This window comes from Luoshenia tenuis (genome assembly GCF_014384745.1).
Classification (GTDB): domain Bacteria; phylum Bacillota; class Clostridia; order Christensenellales.
Genome location: NZ_JACRSO010000006.1, coordinates 150,353 through 168,369, shown reverse-complemented (window position 1 = coordinate 168,369; position 18,017 = coordinate 150,353). Strand labels below are relative to the sequence as shown.

General features: G+C 54.7%; 24 protein-coding genes. 4 read left to right on the top strand and 20 right to left on the bottom strand.

Features of this window, described 5'->3' with window-relative positions; translation table 11 throughout:
• Nucleotides 1–4: 4 nt before the first annotated feature.
• Entirely contained in the window at nt 5–235 is a 231-nt protein-coding gene (locus tag H8699_RS12240) for a tautomerase family protein (protein ID WP_249285926.1), read from the bottom strand.
• Between the two features lie 162 nt (nt 236–397).
• On the opposite strand from H8699_RS12240, the gene H8699_RS12235 reads away from it, so the two are divergent.
• On the top strand, nt 398–1,231 hold the full coding sequence (locus H8699_RS12235) for an MBL fold metallo-hydrolase (RefSeq protein ID WP_249285925.1): 834 nt from the start codon (nt 398–400) through the stop codon (nt 1,229–1,231).
• A 72-nt stretch (nt 1,232–1,303) separates the two neighbouring features.
• On the opposite strand, the gene H8699_RS12230 is transcribed toward H8699_RS12235, so the two are convergent.
• The 11 genes from H8699_RS12230 to H8699_RS12180 all read right to left on the bottom strand — a co-directional run bounded on the left by H8699_RS12230 (nt 1,304) and on the right by H8699_RS12180 (nt 10,463).
• Complete coding sequence (locus H8699_RS12230; RefSeq protein ID WP_249285924.1) at nt 1,304–2,275, bottom strand: 2-hydroxyacid dehydrogenase; 972 nt, start codon at nt 2,273–2,275, stop codon at nt 1,304–1,306.
• 133 nt (nt 2,276–2,408) lie between these two features.
• Nucleotides 2,409–2,744 (bottom strand): HEAT repeat domain-containing protein, encoded by a 336-nt coding sequence (locus H8699_RS12225; RefSeq protein WP_249285923.1) that lies wholly within the window; start codon nt 2,742–2,744, stop codon nt 2,409–2,411.
• Between the two features lie 186 nt (nt 2,745–2,930).
• Complete coding sequence (locus H8699_RS12220) at nt 2,931–3,848, bottom strand: SufB/SufD family protein (protein ID WP_249285922.1); 918 nt, start codon at nt 3,846–3,848, stop codon at nt 2,931–2,933.
• Nucleotides 3,848–4,570, bottom strand: a complete 723-nt coding sequence (locus tag H8699_RS12215) for an ABC transporter ATP-binding protein (protein ID WP_249285921.1) — start codon at nt 4,568–4,570, stop codon at nt 3,848–3,850. Before H8699_RS12215 ends, H8699_RS12220 begins: the two co-directional genes overlap by 1 nt.
• Nucleotides 4,571–4,608: 38 nt before the next feature.
• On the bottom strand, nt 4,609–6,462 hold the full coding sequence (locus H8699_RS12210; RefSeq protein WP_249285920.1) for a heavy metal translocating P-type ATPase: 1,854 nt from the start codon (nt 6,460–6,462) through the stop codon (nt 4,609–4,611).
• Between the two features lie 59 nt (nt 6,463–6,521).
• On the bottom strand, nt 6,522–6,740 hold the full coding sequence (locus H8699_RS12205) for a cation transporter (RefSeq protein WP_147518862.1): 219 nt from the start codon (nt 6,738–6,740) through the stop codon (nt 6,522–6,524).
• Between the two features lie 23 nt (nt 6,741–6,763).
• The gene (locus H8699_RS12200; RefSeq protein WP_249285919.1) at nt 6,764–7,144 is read right to left on the bottom strand and encodes an ArsR/SmtB family transcription factor; all 381 of its coding nucleotides are present in this window, start codon (nt 7,142–7,144) and stop codon (nt 6,764–6,766) included.
• Nucleotides 7,145–7,275: 131 nt separating this feature from the next.
• Nucleotides 7,276–7,464 carry a FeoB-associated Cys-rich membrane protein gene (locus H8699_RS12195; RefSeq protein ID WP_249285918.1) on the bottom strand — a complete coding sequence of 63 codons (189 nt, stop codon included), beginning with the start codon at nt 7,462–7,464 and terminating at the stop codon, nt 7,276–7,278.
• Nucleotides 7,465–7,482: 18 nt separating this feature from the next.
• The gene (feoB, locus tag H8699_RS12190) at nt 7,483–9,960 is read right to left on the bottom strand and encodes a ferrous iron transport protein B (protein WP_249285917.1); all 2,478 of its coding nucleotides are present in this window, start codon (nt 9,958–9,960) and stop codon (nt 7,483–7,485) included.
• Nucleotides 9,961–9,999: 39 nt separating this feature from the next.
• Entirely contained in the window at nt 10,000–10,230 is a 231-nt protein-coding gene (locus tag H8699_RS12185) for a FeoA family protein (RefSeq protein WP_249285916.1), read from the bottom strand.
• A 23-nt stretch (nt 10,231–10,253) separates the two neighbouring features.
• Nucleotides 10,254–10,463: a FeoA family protein gene (locus tag H8699_RS12180; RefSeq protein ID WP_249285915.1), complete on the bottom strand. Its 210-nt coding sequence runs from the start codon at nt 10,461–10,463 to the stop codon at nt 10,254–10,256.
• A gap of 184 nt (nt 10,464–10,647) precedes the next feature.
• Between H8699_RS12180 and H8699_RS12175 the strand changes: the two genes are divergently transcribed.
• Together H8699_RS12175 and H8699_RS12170 are read left to right on the top strand one after the other, a co-directional pair.
• Nucleotides 10,648–11,025 carry a metal-dependent transcriptional regulator gene (locus tag H8699_RS12175; RefSeq protein WP_147518857.1) on the top strand — a complete coding sequence of 126 codons (378 nt, stop codon included), beginning with the start codon at nt 10,648–10,650 and terminating at the stop codon, nt 11,023–11,025.
• Nucleotides 11,026–11,217: 192 nt separating this feature from the next.
• Complete coding sequence (locus tag H8699_RS12170) at nt 11,218–11,565, top strand: helix-turn-helix domain-containing protein (protein ID WP_249285914.1); 348 nt, start codon at nt 11,218–11,220, stop codon at nt 11,563–11,565.
• A gap of 86 nt (nt 11,566–11,651) precedes the next feature.
• Here the strand turns inward: H8699_RS12170 and H8699_RS12165 are convergent, their stop codons facing one another.
• The 7 genes from H8699_RS12165 to H8699_RS12135 form a co-directional block, all read right to left on the bottom strand.
• Nucleotides 11,652–12,482, bottom strand: coding sequence for a class B sortase (locus tag H8699_RS12165; protein ID WP_249285913.1), 831 nt, complete (start codon nt 12,480–12,482; stop codon nt 11,652–11,654).
• Between the two features lie 63 nt (nt 12,483–12,545).
• A complete protein-coding gene (locus H8699_RS12160) occupies nt 12,546–13,913 on the bottom strand; it encodes an alanine/glycine:cation symporter family protein (RefSeq protein WP_249285912.1) in 1,368 nt (455 codons plus the stop codon).
• Nucleotides 13,914–13,926: 13 nt separating this feature from the next.
• Entirely contained in the window at nt 13,927–14,811 is an 885-nt protein-coding gene (locus tag H8699_RS12155) for a DNA-3-methyladenine glycosylase family protein (RefSeq protein WP_249285911.1), read from the bottom strand.
• A 75-nt stretch (nt 14,812–14,886) separates the two neighbouring features.
• Nucleotides 14,887–15,177 carry a 50S ribosomal protein L27 gene (gene rpmA / locus H8699_RS12150; RefSeq protein WP_138295773.1) on the bottom strand — a complete coding sequence of 97 codons (291 nt, stop codon included), beginning with the start codon at nt 15,175–15,177 and terminating at the stop codon, nt 14,887–14,889.
• A gap of 19 nt (nt 15,178–15,196) precedes the next feature.
• Complete coding sequence (locus H8699_RS12145; RefSeq protein WP_249285910.1) at nt 15,197–15,523, bottom strand: ribosomal-processing cysteine protease Prp; 327 nt, start codon at nt 15,521–15,523, stop codon at nt 15,197–15,199.
• Nucleotides 15,524–15,526: 3 nt separating this feature from the next.
• A complete protein-coding gene (rplU, locus tag H8699_RS12140; protein ID WP_138295770.1) occupies nt 15,527–15,832 on the bottom strand; it encodes a 50S ribosomal protein L21 in 306 nt (101 codons plus the stop codon).
• Between the two features lie 203 nt (nt 15,833–16,035).
• The gene (locus tag H8699_RS12135; protein WP_249285909.1) at nt 16,036–16,902 is read right to left on the bottom strand and encodes a DegV family protein; all 867 of its coding nucleotides are present in this window, start codon (nt 16,900–16,902) and stop codon (nt 16,036–16,038) included.
• A gap of 201 nt (nt 16,903–17,103) precedes the next feature.
• Between H8699_RS12135 and H8699_RS12130 the strand changes: the two genes are divergently transcribed.
• Nucleotides 17,104–17,667 carry a manganese efflux pump MntP gene (locus H8699_RS12130; protein WP_138295766.1) on the top strand — a complete coding sequence of 188 codons (564 nt, stop codon included), beginning with the start codon at nt 17,104–17,106 and terminating at the stop codon, nt 17,665–17,667.
• A 149-nt stretch (nt 17,668–17,816) separates the two neighbouring features.
• Here the strand turns inward: H8699_RS12130 and H8699_RS12125 are convergent, their stop codons facing one another.
• On the bottom strand, nt 17,817–18,014 hold the full coding sequence (locus H8699_RS12125) for a hypothetical protein (RefSeq protein ID WP_249285908.1): 198 nt from the start codon (nt 18,012–18,014) through the stop codon (nt 17,817–17,819).
• Between the last annotated feature and the right edge of the window lie 3 nt (nt 18,015–18,017).

The following is an 18,017-nucleotide window of genomic DNA, read 5'->3' as shown; positions in this document are numbered from 1 at the left end:
CGCGTCATCTCCCCTCTTCCGGCTGAATATTGGCCCGAATCAACATCGCTTCGTCTCCGATCTGCTCCATCACGTCCTGCCAGCTTTCCTGCGCGATCTCGTGCAGGGAGACCGATACCCAATTCTCCGGAACCCCCAATTCGTCTATCAGCGCGCTTTTCATTCTTTCCGCTAACCGCTGCTTGGTCGCCTCATCCCGCCCCGGGATCATCGCTATGGCGATATGCGGCATCATAACCCCTCCTTCGCATTATTCTTTCTCTGTTATCAGGCTATCATATGGAGTTGGCTCCAAGTCAAGTGTTTTATCTTTTAAACCGCCCGCATATGGGGTGACTTTTTGCATCCGCTCGTGTAAACTGAACTTAATCGCGATGATAAAGGAGGCGCAAAGCGCATGTTACAGGGAACAAAACTGATAGTGGATATTGCGGATTACCGCGCGCAGGAAGGCGAGCTGGCCTTTTGGTGGTTGGGGCAGATGGGCTTTATTTTTAAGACTGCGTGCGCCACGCTGGCCCTGGACCCCTATTTAGACGCCGAAAGCTCCAAGCGCCGCATCCCCCCGCTGCTGGCCCCTGAAGAGTTGGTGGGGGTCGACTACGTGTTTGGCAGCCACGACCATAGCGACCATATCGACGCTTACACCTGGCCGCGTCTGGCCAAAGCCTCTCCCCATACCCGTTTTATTGCCCCGGCCCTGTTTGCCGACGCGCTTTCCGCCCGCTACGGCATCGCCAGGGATCGCATCATCGGCCTTACGGACGGGCAGGTATTTGAGGACGCGGAGAAAAAGGTAAAGGTCACCGGTGTGGCGGCGGCGCACGAATTTCTGGATCCCGATCCCGATACCGGCCTGTATCCCAGCATGAGCTTTATCGTGGAGAGCGGCGGTGTGCGCATCTTTCACGCGGGCGATACCTGCCGTTATGAGGGACAGGAAAGCAAACTGCGCGCGGCCGGCCGGTTCGACGTGATGATCCTTCCCATCAACGGGCGGGATGCGGAGAAGTACCGCAGCAACATCATCGGCAATATGGATTTCCGCGAGGCGGTAGATCTTTCCGGAACACTTGCGCCGCGTTTGGCGATCCCCGGGCATTACGATATGTTCCCCGGCAATACGGCCGATCCCATCCGCTTTGTCGATTACATGGAGGCCAAGTACCCTGCCCAGAGCGTGTGGATCGGCGGGCATGGCCAACGGTTTGTGTTAGCCAAAGCGAGATGAATCCTTTTAGAATAGCAAAAAGCGGTGCGCTTAAAAGGCGCATCGCTTTTTTATGTACATTGCGCGAAATGACTAGCGCAAATATTGCACATAGGCCGGGTTCAGGCAAAACTCCGGTATCTGCCCCGCTTCATACTCCTTCAGGCACTTGACGATCCCCTCAAAACCGGCCCGAAAGCATTCTTGCGTAAAGGTCGCCATATGGGGGTTGACAAAGCAGTTGTCCATATACCGCAGCGGATTATCCCGGGGCGTAGGCTCCTGGGTAAAGACGTCCAAGCCCGCCCCGGCGATCTCACCCTCCCGCAGCGCCGCTGCCAGCGCCTGCTCGTCCACCGTGCCGCCTCGCGAGGTATTGATCAGGTATGCCGTAGGCTTCATCCGCTTTAGAAACGCCGCGTCCACCAGCTTTTCCGTGGCCGGAAGCAGGGGCACGTGCAGGCTGACAAAATCCGACTGAGCGGCAATCTGGTCCAGACTCGCCTTTTGCACATGCAATTCTTTCAGCTTGCTTTCGTCATAAGTCACATCATAGGCCAGTATGCGGCAGTTAAAACCCCGCAGGTACTGCGCCACGCGCTGGGCAATGTGTCCAAAGCCGATCAATCCCACGGTAGACCCTTCCAGCTGCCGGGCCGGGGTCTGGCCCCTGTCCCATCCGCCCTGCTGCATGATCTGATGGGCGCGATAAAACCCGCGCGCGCACTCCAGCATCATCGTTATGGTCTGCTCGGCCACGCCCGCGGACATGACGCCCGGGGTATTGCAACAGCATATTCCCAGCTTAGCCGCGTAAGCCGTATCCACCTTATCGTAGCCGATCCCCAGCCGGACCAGGATCTTCAGCTCATCTTTCAGCGCCTCCAGCACCGGCGCAGAAAAGGTTTCATCCATCACCGCCACGGCACTGTAACCGCGCATTCTTTTAATCGTATCCGCCTCGCCGCCATCGCCCTTTGCCACCTGCGTTACATCAAAGTCCTGGCTGCGCATAAAGTCAATATATCTTTTTTGCTCAAAGCTGGTGATCACTTTCAGTTTCATTTCATATCCCCTTTTTCCTCAATTTAGATGCGCTTTCCTTTAGTTTATTGTACCGCATCAAGGGAACGATGACCATATTTCAGCGCAACAAAAAAAGGGCCAGCCCTATTCGGGCCGGCCCTTTATACAAGCACTATTCCGGATTTTTAACGTTGGCGATCGCCGCATGGATCGCGTCGATGGTTTCCTTCTTTTCCGGCGGCAGGCGCTGTAAAAGCCATTGCAGCTGCGCTGTGGCATGATCGTTCCCCGTAGCGCCTACAGAATTGATTGCTGCCAGCTGCACCGCGTCATTTTTATCGTTCAGCAGCGTGATCAAACAATTGAACGCGCCGTCCGTGTCGGAAGTGGCACAGGCTTTGGCCAGGTCCAGTCGTTCTTCGTCGCTCCCCTTCAGGTACTTCGCCTCGATCTTATCCCACTTGCCTTTTTCGATCAATTTCTCTATCTTCGCCATCTTATCTGCCATCTTGATTCCCTCTTTTCTATCTCGCTTCGTACCAATCAAAGCCGACCGTTACTCTATTGTTACTATAAGGATACGCCGCATTTATGAACTTTATTGCCGTAATATATGAATAATGTGTGAACAGTCGTTTCCCTGCTAACTTTATGCAAAAGAAGAAGCGCGGCGAAATGCCGCGCTTTCTTCCCTCTACCGCAAAAACCCCTCGATGATTTTTTCCTCCGCCTCCTGCTCGGTCAATCCCAAAGTACGCAGCTTTAGAATCTGCTCCCCCGCGATCTTGCCGATCGCCGCCTCGTGGATCAGCGCCGCGTCCACATGCGAGGCTTCCAGCGCTGGCGATGCGGTGACCGTGCCGTTCTCGGCCAGGATCGCATCACATTCAGAGTGGCCCGCGCAGCGCGTAAGCCCCTTGATGCTAGAATAAAACTCCTGGTGGGATTGTCCGCGTGCCACAGAGCGGGAAACCAGATCGCAGCCCGAGTCCTCTCCCGCCAGCGTCACTTCAAAGTCAGTGCGGGCGTGCTCGTCTCCATCGGTCATGATCCGCTCGCGGACCACAAGGCGCGCGTTTGCCGCCAGCTTGGCCCATGTCTTGCGGTAGGTCTCATCCACACCGCCCAGCTGCACGGTATCCATCTCCAGGCTGGCGCCCTGCGCCAGCGTCGCCTCGGTGACGGGATCGATGCGTTTTTGCCCCGTACCCCCGCCGGTGCCCACGTGCTTTTCTCGGTATACGATTCGGGCATTCTTCTCTAGAAAGAAGCGATGGATCCCATTATGGGTCGCCTCGCCCTCGTCCTCGGTGTGCACGCCGCAGCCAGCCACGATGGTCACGTCCGCGCCTTCCCCCACATAAAAATCGTTATAGACCAGGTCGTTGATGTTCCCCTGCGTCACGCAGGCCGGGATATAAACCGTTTCCCCCTTCGTGCCCGGGCGGATGTGGACCACCAACCCCGGTGCGTTGGGTTTGGACTCGATCTTGATATTGTCAGTGGACTGGCGGCCGGCGCACTCGCCGTTTTCCCGAATATTGAACGCGCCTTTAAAGGCGCCGGTAAAATCCGAAACCATTCTGAGCAATTCATCGGTCACCCTGTTCATTACGCTTCCTCCTTTCCAAGAGGGCAGTAAACCGCTTTTTCATCCGCCAGCAGCATAGGAAGGATCTCATCCTTTGGCCCCGCCGCACGCACACGCCCCTCCGCTACCACCACGATCTCGTCGGCGATCGCCAGGATACGCTCCTGATGGGAGATGATCATCAGCGTGCCCGCCTTACTGCGGCGGATATCTTCGAAAGTCTCCACCAGGCGCGAAAAGCTCCAAAGGTCGATCCCCGCCTCCGGTTCATCGAAGATGGAGAAGCGGGCTTTGCGGGCCAAGACGCTGGCGATTTCGATACGCTTGATCTCCCCGCCCGACAGGCTGGCGCTCAGCTCCCGGTCGATATACTCGTTAGCACACAGCCCCACGCGCCCCAGCCATTGGCAAAGCTCTCCCTCGTCCAGCGGATGCCCGGCGGCCAGCTCCAGCAGATCGCGCACCCGCAGGCCCTTAAAGCGCACCGGCTGTTGGAAGGCAAAGGCAATCCCTTTTTGGGCGCGCTCTGTCACGTCAAGAGCTGTGATATCTTCCCCGTCAAAGACGATCTTTCCGCTTTTAAGCGGGGTGATGCCGGCGATCAGCTTGGCAAGCGACGTCTTGCCGCCCCCATTGGGGCCGGTCACCACCACCAGTTTGCCATCCGGCACAACCAGGTCGATATCTTTTATAATCTCCACACCGCCCTGAATGCTCCAGGCCAAGTGTTCCAACTGCATCATGCTGCATCCTTCTTCCTTATCCTATGAACTTGGCGATTCTATCCCCTGGGTTTTACCTTTAGCGCCCGCATCGCGTTGAGGATGGCGATAACCGCCACGCCCACATCGGCAAACACGGCTTCCCACATATTTGCATATCCCAGGGCGCCCAGCACCAATATCAGCGCTTTGACCGCTAAGGCAAATATAATATTTTGCCGTACAATACGCAAGGTTTTTCTGGCAATACGGATGGCTTCCGCAATTTTGGAGGGCTGATCGTCCATCAATACCACATCCGCGGCCTCGATCGCCGCATCCGATCCCATGGCACCCATCGCGATGCCGATATCCGCCCGGGAGAGCACCGGCGCGTCGTTGATCCCATCCCCTACGAAAGCCAGTTTGCCTTTGGCCGACTTCTGGGCCAACAGCCGCTCTACCTGCTCCACTTTATCCGCCGGCAGCAGCTGCGTATATACCTCGTCCAAGCCCAGTTCTTTTGCCACGCCCTCGCCTACCGCTTTTGCATCCCCGGTCAGCATAACAGTTTTTCGCACGCCTTCGGCCTTAAGCGCCTGTATCGCCGCGGCCGCATCCGGCTTGACCTCGTCCGAGATCACGATATGACCGGCATAAGCCCCGTCCAGCGCCACGTGCACTGTGGTGCCCACCCGATGGCAGGGGTGCCATTTGACCCCGATCTCATCCATCAGCTTATCGTTGCCGACGCAGACCAGCCGGCCGTCTACCTTGACGCGGACGCCCCGTCCGGAAAGCTCCTCCACATCTGTCACGCGCGCAGGGTCGATCTGTGCGCCATAGGCCTCTTTGAGCGAGCGGGAGATGGGATGATCCGAATAGTTCTCCGCCAGGGCCGCCACTTCCAGCAGCTGCGCCTCCGAGCAAGTATCCGGATGGATGGCCGTTACGTTAAATACCCCACGGGTCAAGGTACCGGTTTTATCAAAAACCACCGTTTCCGCGTTGGCCAGCACCTCTAAATAGTTGCCGCCCTTGACCAGTATCCCATTTTTTGAGGCCCCGCCAATGCCGCCGAAAAAGCTCAGCGGCACCGAGATCACCAGTGCGCACGGGCAGGAGATCACCAAAAAGATCAGCGCCCTTCGGATCCACTCATCCCATTGCCCGCCCATTAACAGCGGCGGCAGCACCGCCAGTAGCGCCGCGCCGATCACGACGCAGGGCGTATAATAGCGGGCAAACTTGGTGATAAAATTCTCCGCCTTCGCCTTTTTGGCGCTGGAGTTTTCTACCAGGTTCAAGATTTTAGCAACCGTTGATTCGCCAAAGGCCTTGGTCACCTGTACGCGCAGCAATCCGCTTTGGTTGATGCAGCCGCTGATCACGTCATCCCCCGGCTCAACCTCGCGCGGCAGCGATTCGCCCGTGAGCGCCGCCGTATCCACCATTGACGCGCCCTCTAAGATCACACCGTCCAGCGGAATCTTTTCCCCGGCTTTGATAACGATCACATCGCCCACATCCACTTCGTCCGGGTCTACCTGCACGAGCTGGCCATCCCGCTCGATATTGGCGTAATCCGGCCGGATATCCATCAGCGATGCGATGGATTCCCGCGAGCGGCCCACCGCGTAGCTTTGGAATAGTTCACCCACCTGATAAAACAGCATAACGGCTACGGCCTCTGGATAATCCTGTGTAAAAAACGCGCCGACGGTGGCTAAGGCCATTAAAAAGTTCTCATCAAAAACCTGCCCGTGGGCGATATTGCGCAGGGCGCGCCACACCACGTCCCACCCGATAATGGCATAGGGCACCAGGTAAGCGGCAAGCTGGGCTACCCCTTCCAGCGGAAGCAGTTTGGCCGCTACCAGCAAAACCGCGGCGGATAGGATGCGCGCCAGCATTTTTTTGTGCTTTTTACTCATCGGTCATTCTCCTTACATCAGCGCTTCATGGATCATTTCTACAGGCTCATCTGCCTTTGTCAGATGAGAATTTCACAGTCCGGCTCCACCCGTTTGCAGGCCTTGACCGCCTTTTTCAAGATCTCATCAAAATTGCCGTCCTCAGCGGTCAGCGTCATCTTTTGCAGCAGAAAGCTCACCTGCACATCCTGTACCCCATCGATCTTTTTGATTGCATCCTCCATTTTCAGCGCGCAGTTTGCGCAATCCAAATCCCTCAGTTTAAACGCCTTTTTCATCTCATTCACCGCTCCTTTATCACTTATTCTTCCACGTGCTCGATACCCTGATTGATAATGCTGCGCACGTGGTCGTCCGCCAAGGAATAAAAGATATTCTTCCCCTCCCGCCGGAATTTCACCAGTTTGTTGTTTTTTAAAACCCTGAGCTGGTGAGAAACCGCCGTCTGCGTCACCCCCAGCAGCTGGGCTATATCGCAAACGCAAAGCTCCGCCTCAAACAGCGCGTATAAAATTTTGATGCGCGTGGAATCTCCAAAAACCTTAAACAGCTCTGCCAGGTCGTACAGCACTTCGTCCTTGGGCATCTGGCCCTGTACGGCGTTTACCACATCCTCATGTACAAATTGAAACTCGCATCGTTCCAGCTCCTGCTCCCGCGCCATTTTTTCACGTCCCTTCATATGTTCATCTGTTCATATGTTATGATATGCGATTTTGCCAAAAATGTCAATCCCCAATAAAAATTAATAGCGAAAAGGACGCATCCTAAGGACGCGCCCTCTTCGCTAATATTGACAAGGTATGGGTTCACTTAAGTCTTACTATGCCCATGGTGGCACATGGCCGCTCCCGGGCAGCCTGAGCATGCGCCGCCGCAACCGCAGGCACTTTTGCCCTTCTTTCGGTCGCGAAACAGTTTGACGACCACCAGCGTAAGCAGTAGTGCAACGGCCAGGCCGACCAGGATCGTTCCCAGGTTCTCCGTCAAAAATTGCAGCATGCTCTTCCCTTCTTTCTATTAAACGCGCACCTTTACGCCCAGCGTCTCGCTCTCTTTATAGGGGCGGACCAGCAGGTAGATAAACAGCGCTACCAGCAGCAGTGCGATGATGGTAAAGACATTGAATCCTCCGCCGGTAAACAGGCTGCCGATCTGGTAGATGCAAAGCGCAACCGCATAGGCGAATACACACTGATATCCGATGGCAAACCAGGTCCACTTAGCGCTGTTCATCTCCCGGCGGATAGCGCCGATGGCCGCAAAGCAGGGGGCGCACAGCAGGTTGAATACCAGGAAGGAGTAGGCGGACAGGGCCGTAAAGCTCATCTGCATGTTCGTCCAAATCTGCCAGCCGTTTTCGGCTACTTCGTCAAGGCCGCCGTACAGCACGCCGAAGGTGCCGACCACGTTCTCCTTAGCGATCAAGCCGGTAAAGGCCGCCACTGCCGCTTTCCAATCGCCCCATCCCAGCGGGGCAAAAATCCAGGCGATACCGTTGCCGATGGCCGCGAGGATGCTCTCTTCCATACCGACCATGCCAAAGCCCTGCGCCGTAAAGCCAAAGTTGGAGGTAAACCAGACCAAAACCGTAGCCAGCAGGATGATGGTCCCCGCTTTCTTGATGAAGGACCAGCCCCGCTCCCACATACTGCGCAGCACATTGCCTACTGTGGGCAGGTGATAGGCCGGCAGCTCCATGACGAAGGGCGCCGGATCGCCAGCAAACATCTTGGTCTTTTTAAGGATAATACCCGAGCAAACGATAGCCGCAATGCCCACAAAGTACGCGCTGGGCGCAACCCACCAAGCCCCGCCGAACAGCGCGCCCGCGATCAGCGCGATGATGGGCAGCTTTGCCCCGCAGGGGATAAAGGTGGTGGTCATGATCGTCATCTTCCGGTCTCGGTCGTTCTCAATGGTACGCGAGGCCATAATACCCGGCACGCCGCAGCCCGTGCCGATCAGCATGGGGATAAACGATTTACCCGAGAGGCCGAACTTGCGGAATATACGGTCCATGATAAAGGCGATACGCGCCATATACCCGCAGGCTTCCAGAAAAGCCAAGAAGAGGAACAGGATCAGCATCTGCGGCACAAAGCCCAGCACTGCGCCCACACCGCCTACGATGCCATCCAGAATCAGCCCGCTGAGCCAGGGGGCACAGTTGGCCGCCTCCAGACCGCCCTCGATCAGTCCGGGAATACCGGGCACCCATACGCCATAATTTGCGGGATCTGGCTCCTGCGCTGCCATCGCCGCCTTGAAATCCTCCAGGCCGACCGGCAGCGTTTCTTCAACCTGCCCCTCATCGTCCAGGATCTGCGCCTCGGCAGTCAGGCCCGCAGCCTGCGCCTGGGCTTCAAAGCTTTCCGCAGCTTCAGCGATAGCAGCCTCATCTGGTTCTTCCGCTTCCATCGCCTCTGTCAACGCGGAGGTATCAATACCGCTTTCCTCAGCAGCAGCCAGGTAGGCGCTCAATTTTTCCTGTTCAAGCGCATATTCCTCGGAAACTTCCTCGTATTCGCCGGCGCCGATGTTGAAAAGGTGCCATCCATCGCCGAATACCCCGTCGTTAGCCCAATCCGTCGCCCAGGTGCCTACCGTTGTGACGGACACGAAATAAACGATAAACATGACCACGGCAAAGATCGGCAAAGCCAGGAAGCGGTTGGTCACCACTTTATCGATCTTATCCGAAACCGTCAGCCCGCCATGTTTTCTCTTCGTGACGCACCCTTGGATGATGGAGGTGATATAGCCGTACCGCTCGTTGGTGATGATGCTCTCGGCATCATCATCCATTTCCTCCTCCAGGGCCTTGATCACCGATTCTACCTGGGGCGGATTTTTCATCTGCCTAATGATCTTATCATCCCGCTCAAAGAGCTTAATGGCGTAAAAGCGTTTTTGCGCCTCCGGTACGCCGGCGATCTGTCGGGAGATCTGCTCCAGCGCGCCCTCTACGCCCGCGCTAAAGGTATGCACCGGTGGGGTCTCCCCCTTGCGCTGGGCGATGGAAACCGCGCGCTTTGCCGCCTCGTCGATGCCGGTACCCTTTAAGGCGGAGATCTCTACGACCTCACAGCCCAGCGCGCTTTGCAGGCGCTTAACATCGATCTTATCGCCGTTTTTGTGCACGATGTCCATCATATTGACGGCCATGACCACCGGGATGCCGATCTCCATCAGCTGCGTGGTCAGGTACAGGTTGCGCTCGATGTTGGTACCATCGACAATGTTGAGGATCGCGTCCGGGCGTTCTTGCAGCAGATAGTTCCGGGCGACCACCTCTTCCAGCGTGTAGGGCGATAGCGAATAGATACCCGGCAGGTCGGTAATCGTCACGTCTTTATTACCCTTAAGTCTGCCTTCCTTTTTTTCTACCGTTACGCCGGGCCAGTTGCCCACAAACTGGTTGGCGCCGGTAAGCGCGTTGAACAGCGTCGTCTTACCGCTATTCGGGTTACCGGCCAGGGCGATTTTAATGGCCATACCTCTCCTCCTCCTAATGATCAGGTCTTAAAACGGGTCTTATGCCTTTGTGCGGACTTCGATCTTCTCGGCGTCCGCTTTGCGGATGGATAATTCATAGCCGCGCACATTGACTTCTACCGGGTCGCCCAAAGGGGCCACTTTTCGCACATAAACCTCTACGCCCTTTGTGATACCCATATCCATAATGCGCCGCTTTACCGCGCCTTCGCCATAAAGTTTAACGACCTGTACGGTCTGTCCGACCTTGGCTTCTTTCAGGGTCTGCATACGTTTCTCCTTTCCCGTGTCTTTTAGACCAAAATTTTATTTGCCATCTCGCGGCTGATCGCCACGCGGGACTCTTTGATATTGACGATGACATTGCCGCTGATCTGAGAGACCACCGTAACATTGCCGCCGACTACAAACCCAAGATTTTCGAGAAAACGGCGGGTATCCGCCTTTCCACCCACTTTTTTGATCGCGTTGATTTCCCCCGGTCGTGCCATGGTCAAGGGCATATCGTTCACTCCTTTTAGTAAGTCAACCCTAACTTTAAGCGCAAAATATCGGTTAGCATCTGCTAACCAATTGCATGTTAGCATGCGCTAACCCGATTTGTCAAGCTTTTCCTCCTCGTTTTGCTAATTATTTTAAATATGATATAATAAATTATCAATTCCATTTGTAAAGGAGGTTCGCCCGATGAAAATACAGGAATCCGCTGAGAATTACCTTGAAACCATCCTTATACTCCAGCGGCGCCAAGGTTCGGTGCGCGCCATTGATATCGTTTCGGAGCTGTCCTTTTCAAAGCCCAGCGTCAGTGTGGCGATGAAAAACCTGCGCTTGAACGGCTATATTGAAATCGATCCACAAGGGCATATCACGCTGACAGCCTCCGGCCGCGCCATCGCTGAGACCATTTATGAGCGGCACACCCTTCTCGCAGATTGGCTGCAGGCCCTTGGCGTAAATCCCAAGGTCGCGGCAGAGGATGCCTGCCGTATTGAGCACGCCATCAGCGCAGAGAGCTTTGAAGCCATTAAGCGTCATGCCACCCGAGGACAGACAGCCGGCTAAATATTGCACCTGTCACAGGTCATTTTGCAAGTTCCGTATTCAAATAATTTAAAATATGGTTTCAGTCATTCTAAATAAGCGGTTTTTTACTTAAAAATGTAAACATGCGACTTTTCATCTTGCAGGAAGCAAGATAATGTGATAGATTGAAATAACATAAGAATTTGAAACGGATAGAGGGTGAATTTGATTATGGTGGTGAATTATTCCTCCCTGGGGCAGCGTATTCGTCAAGAACGCCAAAAGTTGAATTTAACGCAGGAGCAGCTGGCTGAGTCTGCCGATGTGACGACGGCTTTTATCGGCCACATCGAGCGGTCAGAGCGCAGCCTTTCGCTGGAAACCTTAATTAAGATCAGCAACCGCCTGGGTGTAACAGTAGACTATCTGCTCTCTGATTCCTATAAGCCACGCGACCCGCAGATGACCGAAGAACTGCTGCAGCTACTGGATAACAAATCCCCTTCGCAAAAAAGGGCGCTGCTTGATATCATGCGCACCATCGTCAAATATCTGCCGTTGGGCGAAGAAGCCCAATAAAGTAAAACAGAACTGTATGAAGATTTAAACTGAGGCCCTTGCCGTTTTGGCAAGAGCCTCAGTTTTTACGCAAATTTATAGATGACCTATTGTACTTCCTGCTGCTCCACCAAACGGGCTTGAACGATCAGCCGGTCATCCTCCCCCGCGCCGCCTAAGCTGGTACAGGTAACAAGGGTGATGATCGAATCGTCCGCCGTAAAGGTCTGCTGCATATCGCCGCGGATATTGCGCTTGGCCATGCGCTGGAGAAAAGCGACGTACTCTTCATCCGAGGCGAAAGCTGTCTTGTGGTATTCCTCGTTCTCCTGGGCGATAAAAACGGAAAAAACCTCGTACTTCAGGCGCGTGCCCTTGGTATCGATATAGATATACCTGGCCTGATCATAAAATGAATCGTTCAGATAATAGGCCTTGAGCCCGCCGAACATCGACCCATTTTTCATATTATGGCCGTAGATCACCACATTGCGGGATACCGGCTCCAGCGGCGTGTGGTCAAAAATAAAGATCGACCCGGCCCGAAGCGCGCTGCCATCGTAGGCATGGGTCAGGTAATACTCGTTATCGCTCATCATCACCGGATAGTTGATCTTCGTCCCGGGGATCATGATCCAGCCGTTCAGGTTAGCATAGCGCTCTTGCAGATGGCCGATATCCTGCCTTTCAGGCCATACGGGCGAGATTTCAGGCGAAAACTCATATGCGCCATCGCTTAGATCAAAGCCGCGCTGGTACCCCTCCTGCAAAAAGCCTACCGCACTGGCCCCTTCCACCTGTGTATTGTGCTGATCCTCCTGATAATCCGAGATGAAGCGCCAGGCCAAAATTCCCGCACTAACCAAGAATACCGCGATAGAAATAAACAGAATAATATTGAGCAGCACGCTTTTTTTCTTTTTCGTTTGTGCAGACATACGTCCTCCATTGCATTTGATGCTGCTATTATACCATATTTTTGGGCTTTGCCTACCCGCGCTTTAGCGTAGATGGTCAAAGTAATCCCGCGTCATCCGGATGGCCACGCCGCTTAAGCCCACCACGCCAATCAGGTTGGGGATGGCCATCAGGCCGTTTAGCGTATCGGATATATTCCACACCATTTGCAGTTCCATTACCGCGCCGGCAAATACCAGTGCAACATAGCCAATACGGTAGCCCTGTGCCATCCGCGGTGTGCGCGGAAACAAATATTCGATACAGCGCTGCCCATATACCGACCAGCCGAATATGGTAGATAACGCAAAGAAGATCACGCCGATCGAAACAAAGCTGCCGCCCATCGGCCCCAGCGCCTTGGTAAAAGCCGCAGCCGTCAGCACCAGGCCATCCATACCGGCTCTTTCCCACAATCCTGAGGCGATGATGACCAGCGCAGTCATCGTGCACATCACCAGGGTATCGAAAAAGACCTCTATCATGCCCCAAAATCCCTGACGCACCGGGTTATCCGTCTGCGCGGAAGCGTGAACGATGGGTGCGCTGCCCAGCCCTGCTTCATTAGAGAACACGCCTCTTGAAAAACCATAGCGGATGGCCCGCGCCACCGCATAGCCCGCTACGCCGCCGCCCGCCGCGCGCAAGTCAAAAGCGCCCTGAAAAATCTGTGTAAAGGCGCTGGGCAGCTGCTCTCCATAGATGGCCAGGGCCGCTACGCACCCGGCGATGTAGAACAGCGCCATCAATGGCACGATCTTTTCAGCTACATTGGCAATGCGACCTATCCCGCCCAGCATTACAAAGGCTACGATCCCCATCGCAACAAGGCCGGTTAGTTGCGCAGGCGCGCCCCAAAGGGCTTGGGCCGCCTGAGAAATGGCGTTGGCCTGGGTCATGTTGCCGATTCCCAAGGAGGCGAGCACGCATAGCACCGCAAACAGCGCCGCCAGCTTTTTAAAATGCAATCCATCGGCCAGGTAGACCATCGGCCCGCCCGTAAAACTGCCGTCGGCCCGCCTCCTTCGGTACCGCACGGCGAGCAACACTTCCGTATACTTCGTCATCATCCCGAAAAAAGCGCTGACCCACATCCAGAATACCGCGCCCGGGCCGCCCGCGGTGATCGCCGTGGCTACCCCGACGATGTTGCCCACGCCAATGGTGCCTGCCAGCGCAGTGGAAACAGCCTGAAAGGGTGTGATCTCCCCTTTTTTTCGCGCGGTCCTCTTTTTAAACAGGGTGCCAATGGTATGTTTACAGATATGCCCAAAGTGGCGCGCCTGAGGAAAATCCGTGCGGAAAGACAGGTAGATGCCGATCCCTGATAAGAAGATCAGCATCAACGGCCCCCACACAATTTGGTTTATGTTGGCATTGAGCATTTCAACGCCCTGCATTATCGGCTGCATCGCACCCATCCTTTTAGGAATTGGGGTTTTCCAACGCCTCCGGATGCATGCGGTAATAGCAAAACAGCATCTGCTGGATATATCCGGCTTCCGGCCCAAAGCGCGCCGCGGCGCGCTGCAAGTCCTTTGGCCGGTCCGGCACGCCGTACACCTGGGTCAAAACCTTTTTGATCCAGGTATCCACGGGGAAGGCGCCCCGATGTCCGCAGGCGAAAAGCAGTATGCAGTTTGCCACCTTGACCCCGACCCCCGGCAGCTGCTGCAAAAGCTTAAGTGCCTCATCATAAGGCAGCTCATCCAGTTGCGCTAGTGGAAAACCCTCTTCCACCATACGCGCCGCGCCTACGATATATGCGCTGCGATAGCCCGCGCCGCACTTTTCCCGTATTGCGTCAGGCGAGGCCTGCGCCAGCTGCGTCGATGTTGGAAAGGCATAGGCGGCCACTATTCCACCACTGTCAGGGATCGGCGTCCCGTACTCCCTGCACAGGGATGCAGTGATCTTTTTAATGCGGTTAAAATGGTTGTTTGCCGAAATGATAAAGGTAATCAGCGTTTCAAACCGCTCCTGGCGCAGTACCCGCAGCCCCTGCATCCGGCGTATGACCTGGCAGGTGACCAGATCATCCTTCATCTGCTCTATCAAGTTGGCATAATCCATATCCATATCAAAGTACCGCCGCCAATATCCTTCAAACTCGCCGGCGCTGCAGGGATGCAGAAACCAGGTTTTCCCTTCGATCCGTTCCAGTTTAACCAAGCGGTTTTGGACCGTTCCGACCCAGCGGTCACCCTCACCCTCCCAGCGGAAGGCCTGTCCACATTCAAAGGTGAGCTTCGCATCAAACTCCGTCCAGTTTTCGATAATAACGCCGCCCTCGCTTTCACGCCACCGCAAAAGTCTATCCCCCTCCCCAAAATTTGGATAGAAAAAAGGGCCGTATCAGCATACGGCCCTTTTAACGATACATTCTTATTCGTTTACCGCCTCAGGATAAACGCTGACCTGCTTTTTGTCACGGCCTTTACGCTCAAAGCGCACCGTGCCATCCACCAGGGCAAACAGCGTATCATCGCTGCCAATGCCAACATTATTACCGGGATGGATCTTCGTCCCGCGCTGGCGAACCAGGATGTTGCCCGAAAGTACAAACTGGCCATCCGCCCGCTTCACGCCTAAGCGCTTAGATTCGCTATCGCGGCCGTTACGGGTGGAGCCCATGCCCTTTTTATGAGCAAACAGCTGTAAATTCATCTTAAACATTGGTGCCACCTCCGTTCTATTAATCGGTACTTACCTTCAAGTATTGTCCAAAATCGTGCTCAATTCCTTCAAGGCTTTGGCGAAGCACCTCGCAAAGCAGATGCACATCCTCGCGCTTTCGCTCATCGGTCTCATCGCTCAAACGGATGGAAAGCGCGCCGTCATCGCAAAGCTGATAGTCCGCCCGGGCCTCTACCACATCGAGAATGCCGCCAAGCGTCGCCTGCGCCAGCGCCGAAACCGCCGCACAGACCACATCCCTGCCGCTATCCTCAAAGCCGGCATGCCCTTCCAGAGCGAACCCTTCCCAGGCCTTAGAGGAACCGTAAAATCTCGCCCGAATCATCGCTTAGCCGATCTTGGTAATCTCTACCTTGGTGAACGGCTGACGATGACCCTGCTTTTTGCGGTAGTTCTTCTTCGCCTTATACTTAAAGACGATGATCTTCTGGCCCTTGCCATGGCCCAAGACCTTGCCCTGAACCTTGACGCCTTCCACTACCGGCGCGCCCACCTGGACGCCTGCATCGTTTTGCAGCATCAACACGTCGAAATCGACGTTTTCGCCCTCGGCTACGGGCAGCTTCTCAACGAAGACCGTATCGCCGACCTGAACTTTATACTGCTTACCACCAGTCTGAATAATCGCGTACATTTTTGCACCTCCTCCAACCAGTCTCGCTGTTAAGGCGCATGCGCTAGGCATGGCTTAAAAAGGCCTCTTTCATGCGGCTTTGACTATTATAGCATGGCCCATCCGGGCTGTCAAACAAGTTTTGCCGCCCCGGCAGAGAAAAGCGCCCCGAAACGGGGCGCCCTGAATAAACAATAAATAAAATGATTCCGTTAAATAACGCTTTACCGCTCGTTGCCCAGATAGCACACGGCCAACACGCCGGGGCCAGCATGTGTACCGATTACCGGGCCGACTTTGCGGACCCAAATCTCCTGAAAGGCTACCTTATTTTCAATCTGTTGCTTCAATAATAGCGCATCCGCTTCGCAGTCTCCATGCAGGATCACGCAGATCTTCCCTGCCGGGTCGCCCACCGTTTGCTCTACATTGCTTGCCAGCGTGCGGATCGCCTTTTTCCGTCCGGACACCTTGCCGCAGGGCAACAATTTGCCCTCTGCATTGATCTTTAATATCGGCTTGATATCCAAGATCCCGCCGAACACGGCCTCCGCGGTAGAAATCCGCCCGCCCCGCTTTAAATGCATCAGGTCGTTCACGGTCACCCAATGATGCATCCGGGTGCGGTTTTCTTCCAGCCAGGCTACGATCTCCTCATCCGTCTTGCCGTTTTCCCGCATTTTAAGCGCCTCATACACCAAAAGCCCGGCGCCTCCGGAGATCGATTTGGTATCGACCAGGGTGATCTTCCGCTCGGGGAACTCCTGCAAGATCGTCTCCCGCGCCATATTGATGCAGTTAAACGCGCCGCTGAGCTGGGAGGAAAAACAGATGAACAGGATATCGTTTCCCGCCTCCAGCATCGGCCGCCAATACTCCTCGTAAAAGGCGGGCGGCAGCATAGACGTTATGGGCATCGCGCCGCCGCGCACCTGGGCATAAAAATCGTCCAGGTTCGATTCCCGGCCCAAATCGTAAAAATACTCCTGATTATTGATGGTATATGGCATACGCACAAAAGGTACGTTATACTTATCCACAACTTCCAGGGGCAGCTCCGTATTGGAATCGGTCATAATAATCGATTGCATGCAAAACCTCCTTCTTTCTTTATTTTACCCCTTATACAACCCTTATTGTACTATTTATAGTTCTACAACACAAGCACAATCCAGCGATCCCGTATATCGCGCGCCTTTACAACATAGAATTCGTTGACAATCTTTTACATTCTCCCCTATAATATAGATTCACGTTTACTAACCTAACGGATTTTAAGGAGATGACCGGACTTGGATCTGATCTCAATCGCACTGCTCGCCATCAGCCTTTCCATGGATGCCTTTGCGGTATCCATCGGCAACGGCATCACCATTCGCAACCTCAGACCCTGGCATGCGATCAAAACCGGTCTGTTCTTTGGCGTGTTCCAGGCGCTGATGCCTACGATCGGCTGGCTCGCCGGGCGCAGCATCAGCACTTATATCGTCGATTACGACCACTGGATCGCCTTTGGCCTGCTGGCCATCATCGGCGGGAAGATGATCTGGGACGGATTCCACGAGGAAGAGGAAGATTGCGAGCATGAAGACCCTACCCGCACGCGCTGGCTCTTCCTGCTGGCCATTGCCACCAGTATTGACGCGCTGGCCGCCGGCATCAGCCTGGCTATGGTTAACGCCAACATCGTGTTCTCCGCCCTGTTTATCGGCTGCACCACCTTTGCCCTATCCGTATTAGGCGTGATGATCGGCAAAAAGCTGGGACCTCTTTTCCAGAAAAAGGCGGAATTTGTGGGTGGTATCGTTCTGATCGGCATCGGCGTTAAGATCCTGCTGGAGCATTTGATGGGTTAATTGTATAGCAAAACCACAAAAGCGGCGCGCCCAATGGGCTCGCCGCTTTTTCTCTTGAACTTTTCCTCATCGCAGGTCTAAATCGTTAAGCTCTGCGGCTTATTGTTTTCTCCGCAGCGATCTAGGCCGGTATCATCCGCTCCGATTCATCACCATAACAAACGTGATATTCGTACAGCGTTGTTATATTGCTCTATCGCCTCCGCGCGGGCGCGCAGTTGGGCCGCGGTATGGATATAAGCATCCTGCTCGTGCAGCGCCACCTGCATGGCCACCGGGAGCGAAAGAAAGTATTGCCTGGTGCTATTGCTGCAAGCAAGCAGATCGTGCAGTCCCTGATATCGCACTTA

Bases quoted from the DNA above. Each gene is read 5' to 3' on its own strand.
- H8699_RS12215 (WP_249285921.1), bottom strand. From the start codon at position 4,570: ATGATGCAGTTGGAACACTTGGCCTGGAGCATTCAGGGCGGTGTGGAG.
- H8699_RS12170 (WP_249285914.1), top strand. From the start codon at position 11,218: ATGGTGGTGAATTATTCCTCCCTGGGGCAGCGTATTCGTCAAGAACGC.
- H8699_RS12230 (WP_249285924.1), bottom strand. From the start codon at position 2,275: ATGAAACTGAAAGTGATCACCAGCTTTGAGCAAAAAAGATATATTGAC.
- rpmA (WP_138295773.1), bottom strand. From the start codon at position 15,177: ATGTTTAAGATGAATTTACAGCTGTTTGCTCATAAAAAGGGCATGGGC.
- H8699_RS12205 (WP_147518862.1), bottom strand. From the start codon at position 6,740: ATGAAAAAGGCGTTTAAACTGAGGGATTTGGATTGCGCAAACTGCGCG.
- H8699_RS12180 (WP_249285915.1), bottom strand. From the start codon at position 10,463: ATGCCCTTGACCATGGCACGACCGGGGGAAATCAACGCGATCAAAAAA.
- feoB (WP_249285917.1), bottom strand. From the start codon at position 9,960: ATGGCCATTAAAATCGCCCTGGCCGGTAACCCGAATAGCGGTAAGACG.
- H8699_RS12225 (WP_249285923.1), bottom strand. From the start codon at position 2,744: ATGGCAGATAAGATGGCGAAGATAGAGAAATTGATCGAAAAAGGCAAG.
- H8699_RS12165 (WP_249285913.1), bottom strand. From the start codon at position 12,482: ATGTCTGCACAAACGAAAAAGAAAAAAAGCGTGCTGCTCAATATTATT.
- H8699_RS12175 (WP_147518857.1), top strand. From the start codon at position 10,648: ATGAAAATACAGGAATCCGCTGAGAATTACCTTGAAACCATCCTTATA.
- H8699_RS12145 (WP_249285910.1), bottom strand. From the start codon at position 15,523: ATGATTCGGGCGAGATTTTACGGTTCCTCTAAGGCCTGGGAAGGGTTC.
- H8699_RS12235 (WP_249285925.1), top strand. From the start codon at position 398: ATGTTACAGGGAACAAAACTGATAGTGGATATTGCGGATTACCGCGCG.
- H8699_RS12210 (WP_249285920.1), bottom strand. From the start codon at position 6,462: ATGAGTAAAAAGCACAAAAAAATGCTGGCGCGCATCCTATCCGCCGCG.
- H8699_RS12195 (WP_249285918.1), bottom strand. From the start codon at position 7,464: ATGCTGCAATTTTTGACGGAGAACCTGGGAACGATCCTGGTCGGCCTG.
- H8699_RS12220 (WP_249285922.1), bottom strand. From the start codon at position 3,848: ATGAACAGGGTGACCGATGAATTGCTCAGAATGGTTTCGGATTTTACC.
- H8699_RS12240 (WP_249285926.1), bottom strand. From the start codon at position 235: ATGATGCCGCATATCGCCATAGCGATGATCCCGGGGCGGGATGAGGCG.
- rplU (WP_138295770.1), bottom strand. From the start codon at position 15,832: ATGTACGCGATTATTCAGACTGGTGGTAAGCAGTATAAAGTTCAGGTC.
- H8699_RS12135 (WP_249285909.1), bottom strand. From the start codon at position 16,902: ATGCAATCGATTATTATGACCGATTCCAATACGGAGCTGCCCCTGGAA.
- H8699_RS12160 (WP_249285912.1), bottom strand. From the start codon at position 13,913: ATGCAGCCGATAATGCAGGGCGTTGAAATGCTCAATGCCAACATAAAC.
- H8699_RS12200 (WP_249285919.1), bottom strand. From the start codon at position 7,144: ATGAAGGGACGTGAAAAAATGGCGCGGGAGCAGGAGCTGGAACGATGC.
- H8699_RS12185 (WP_249285916.1), bottom strand. From the start codon at position 10,230: ATGCAGACCCTGAAAGAAGCCAAGGTCGGACAGACCGTACAGGTCGTT.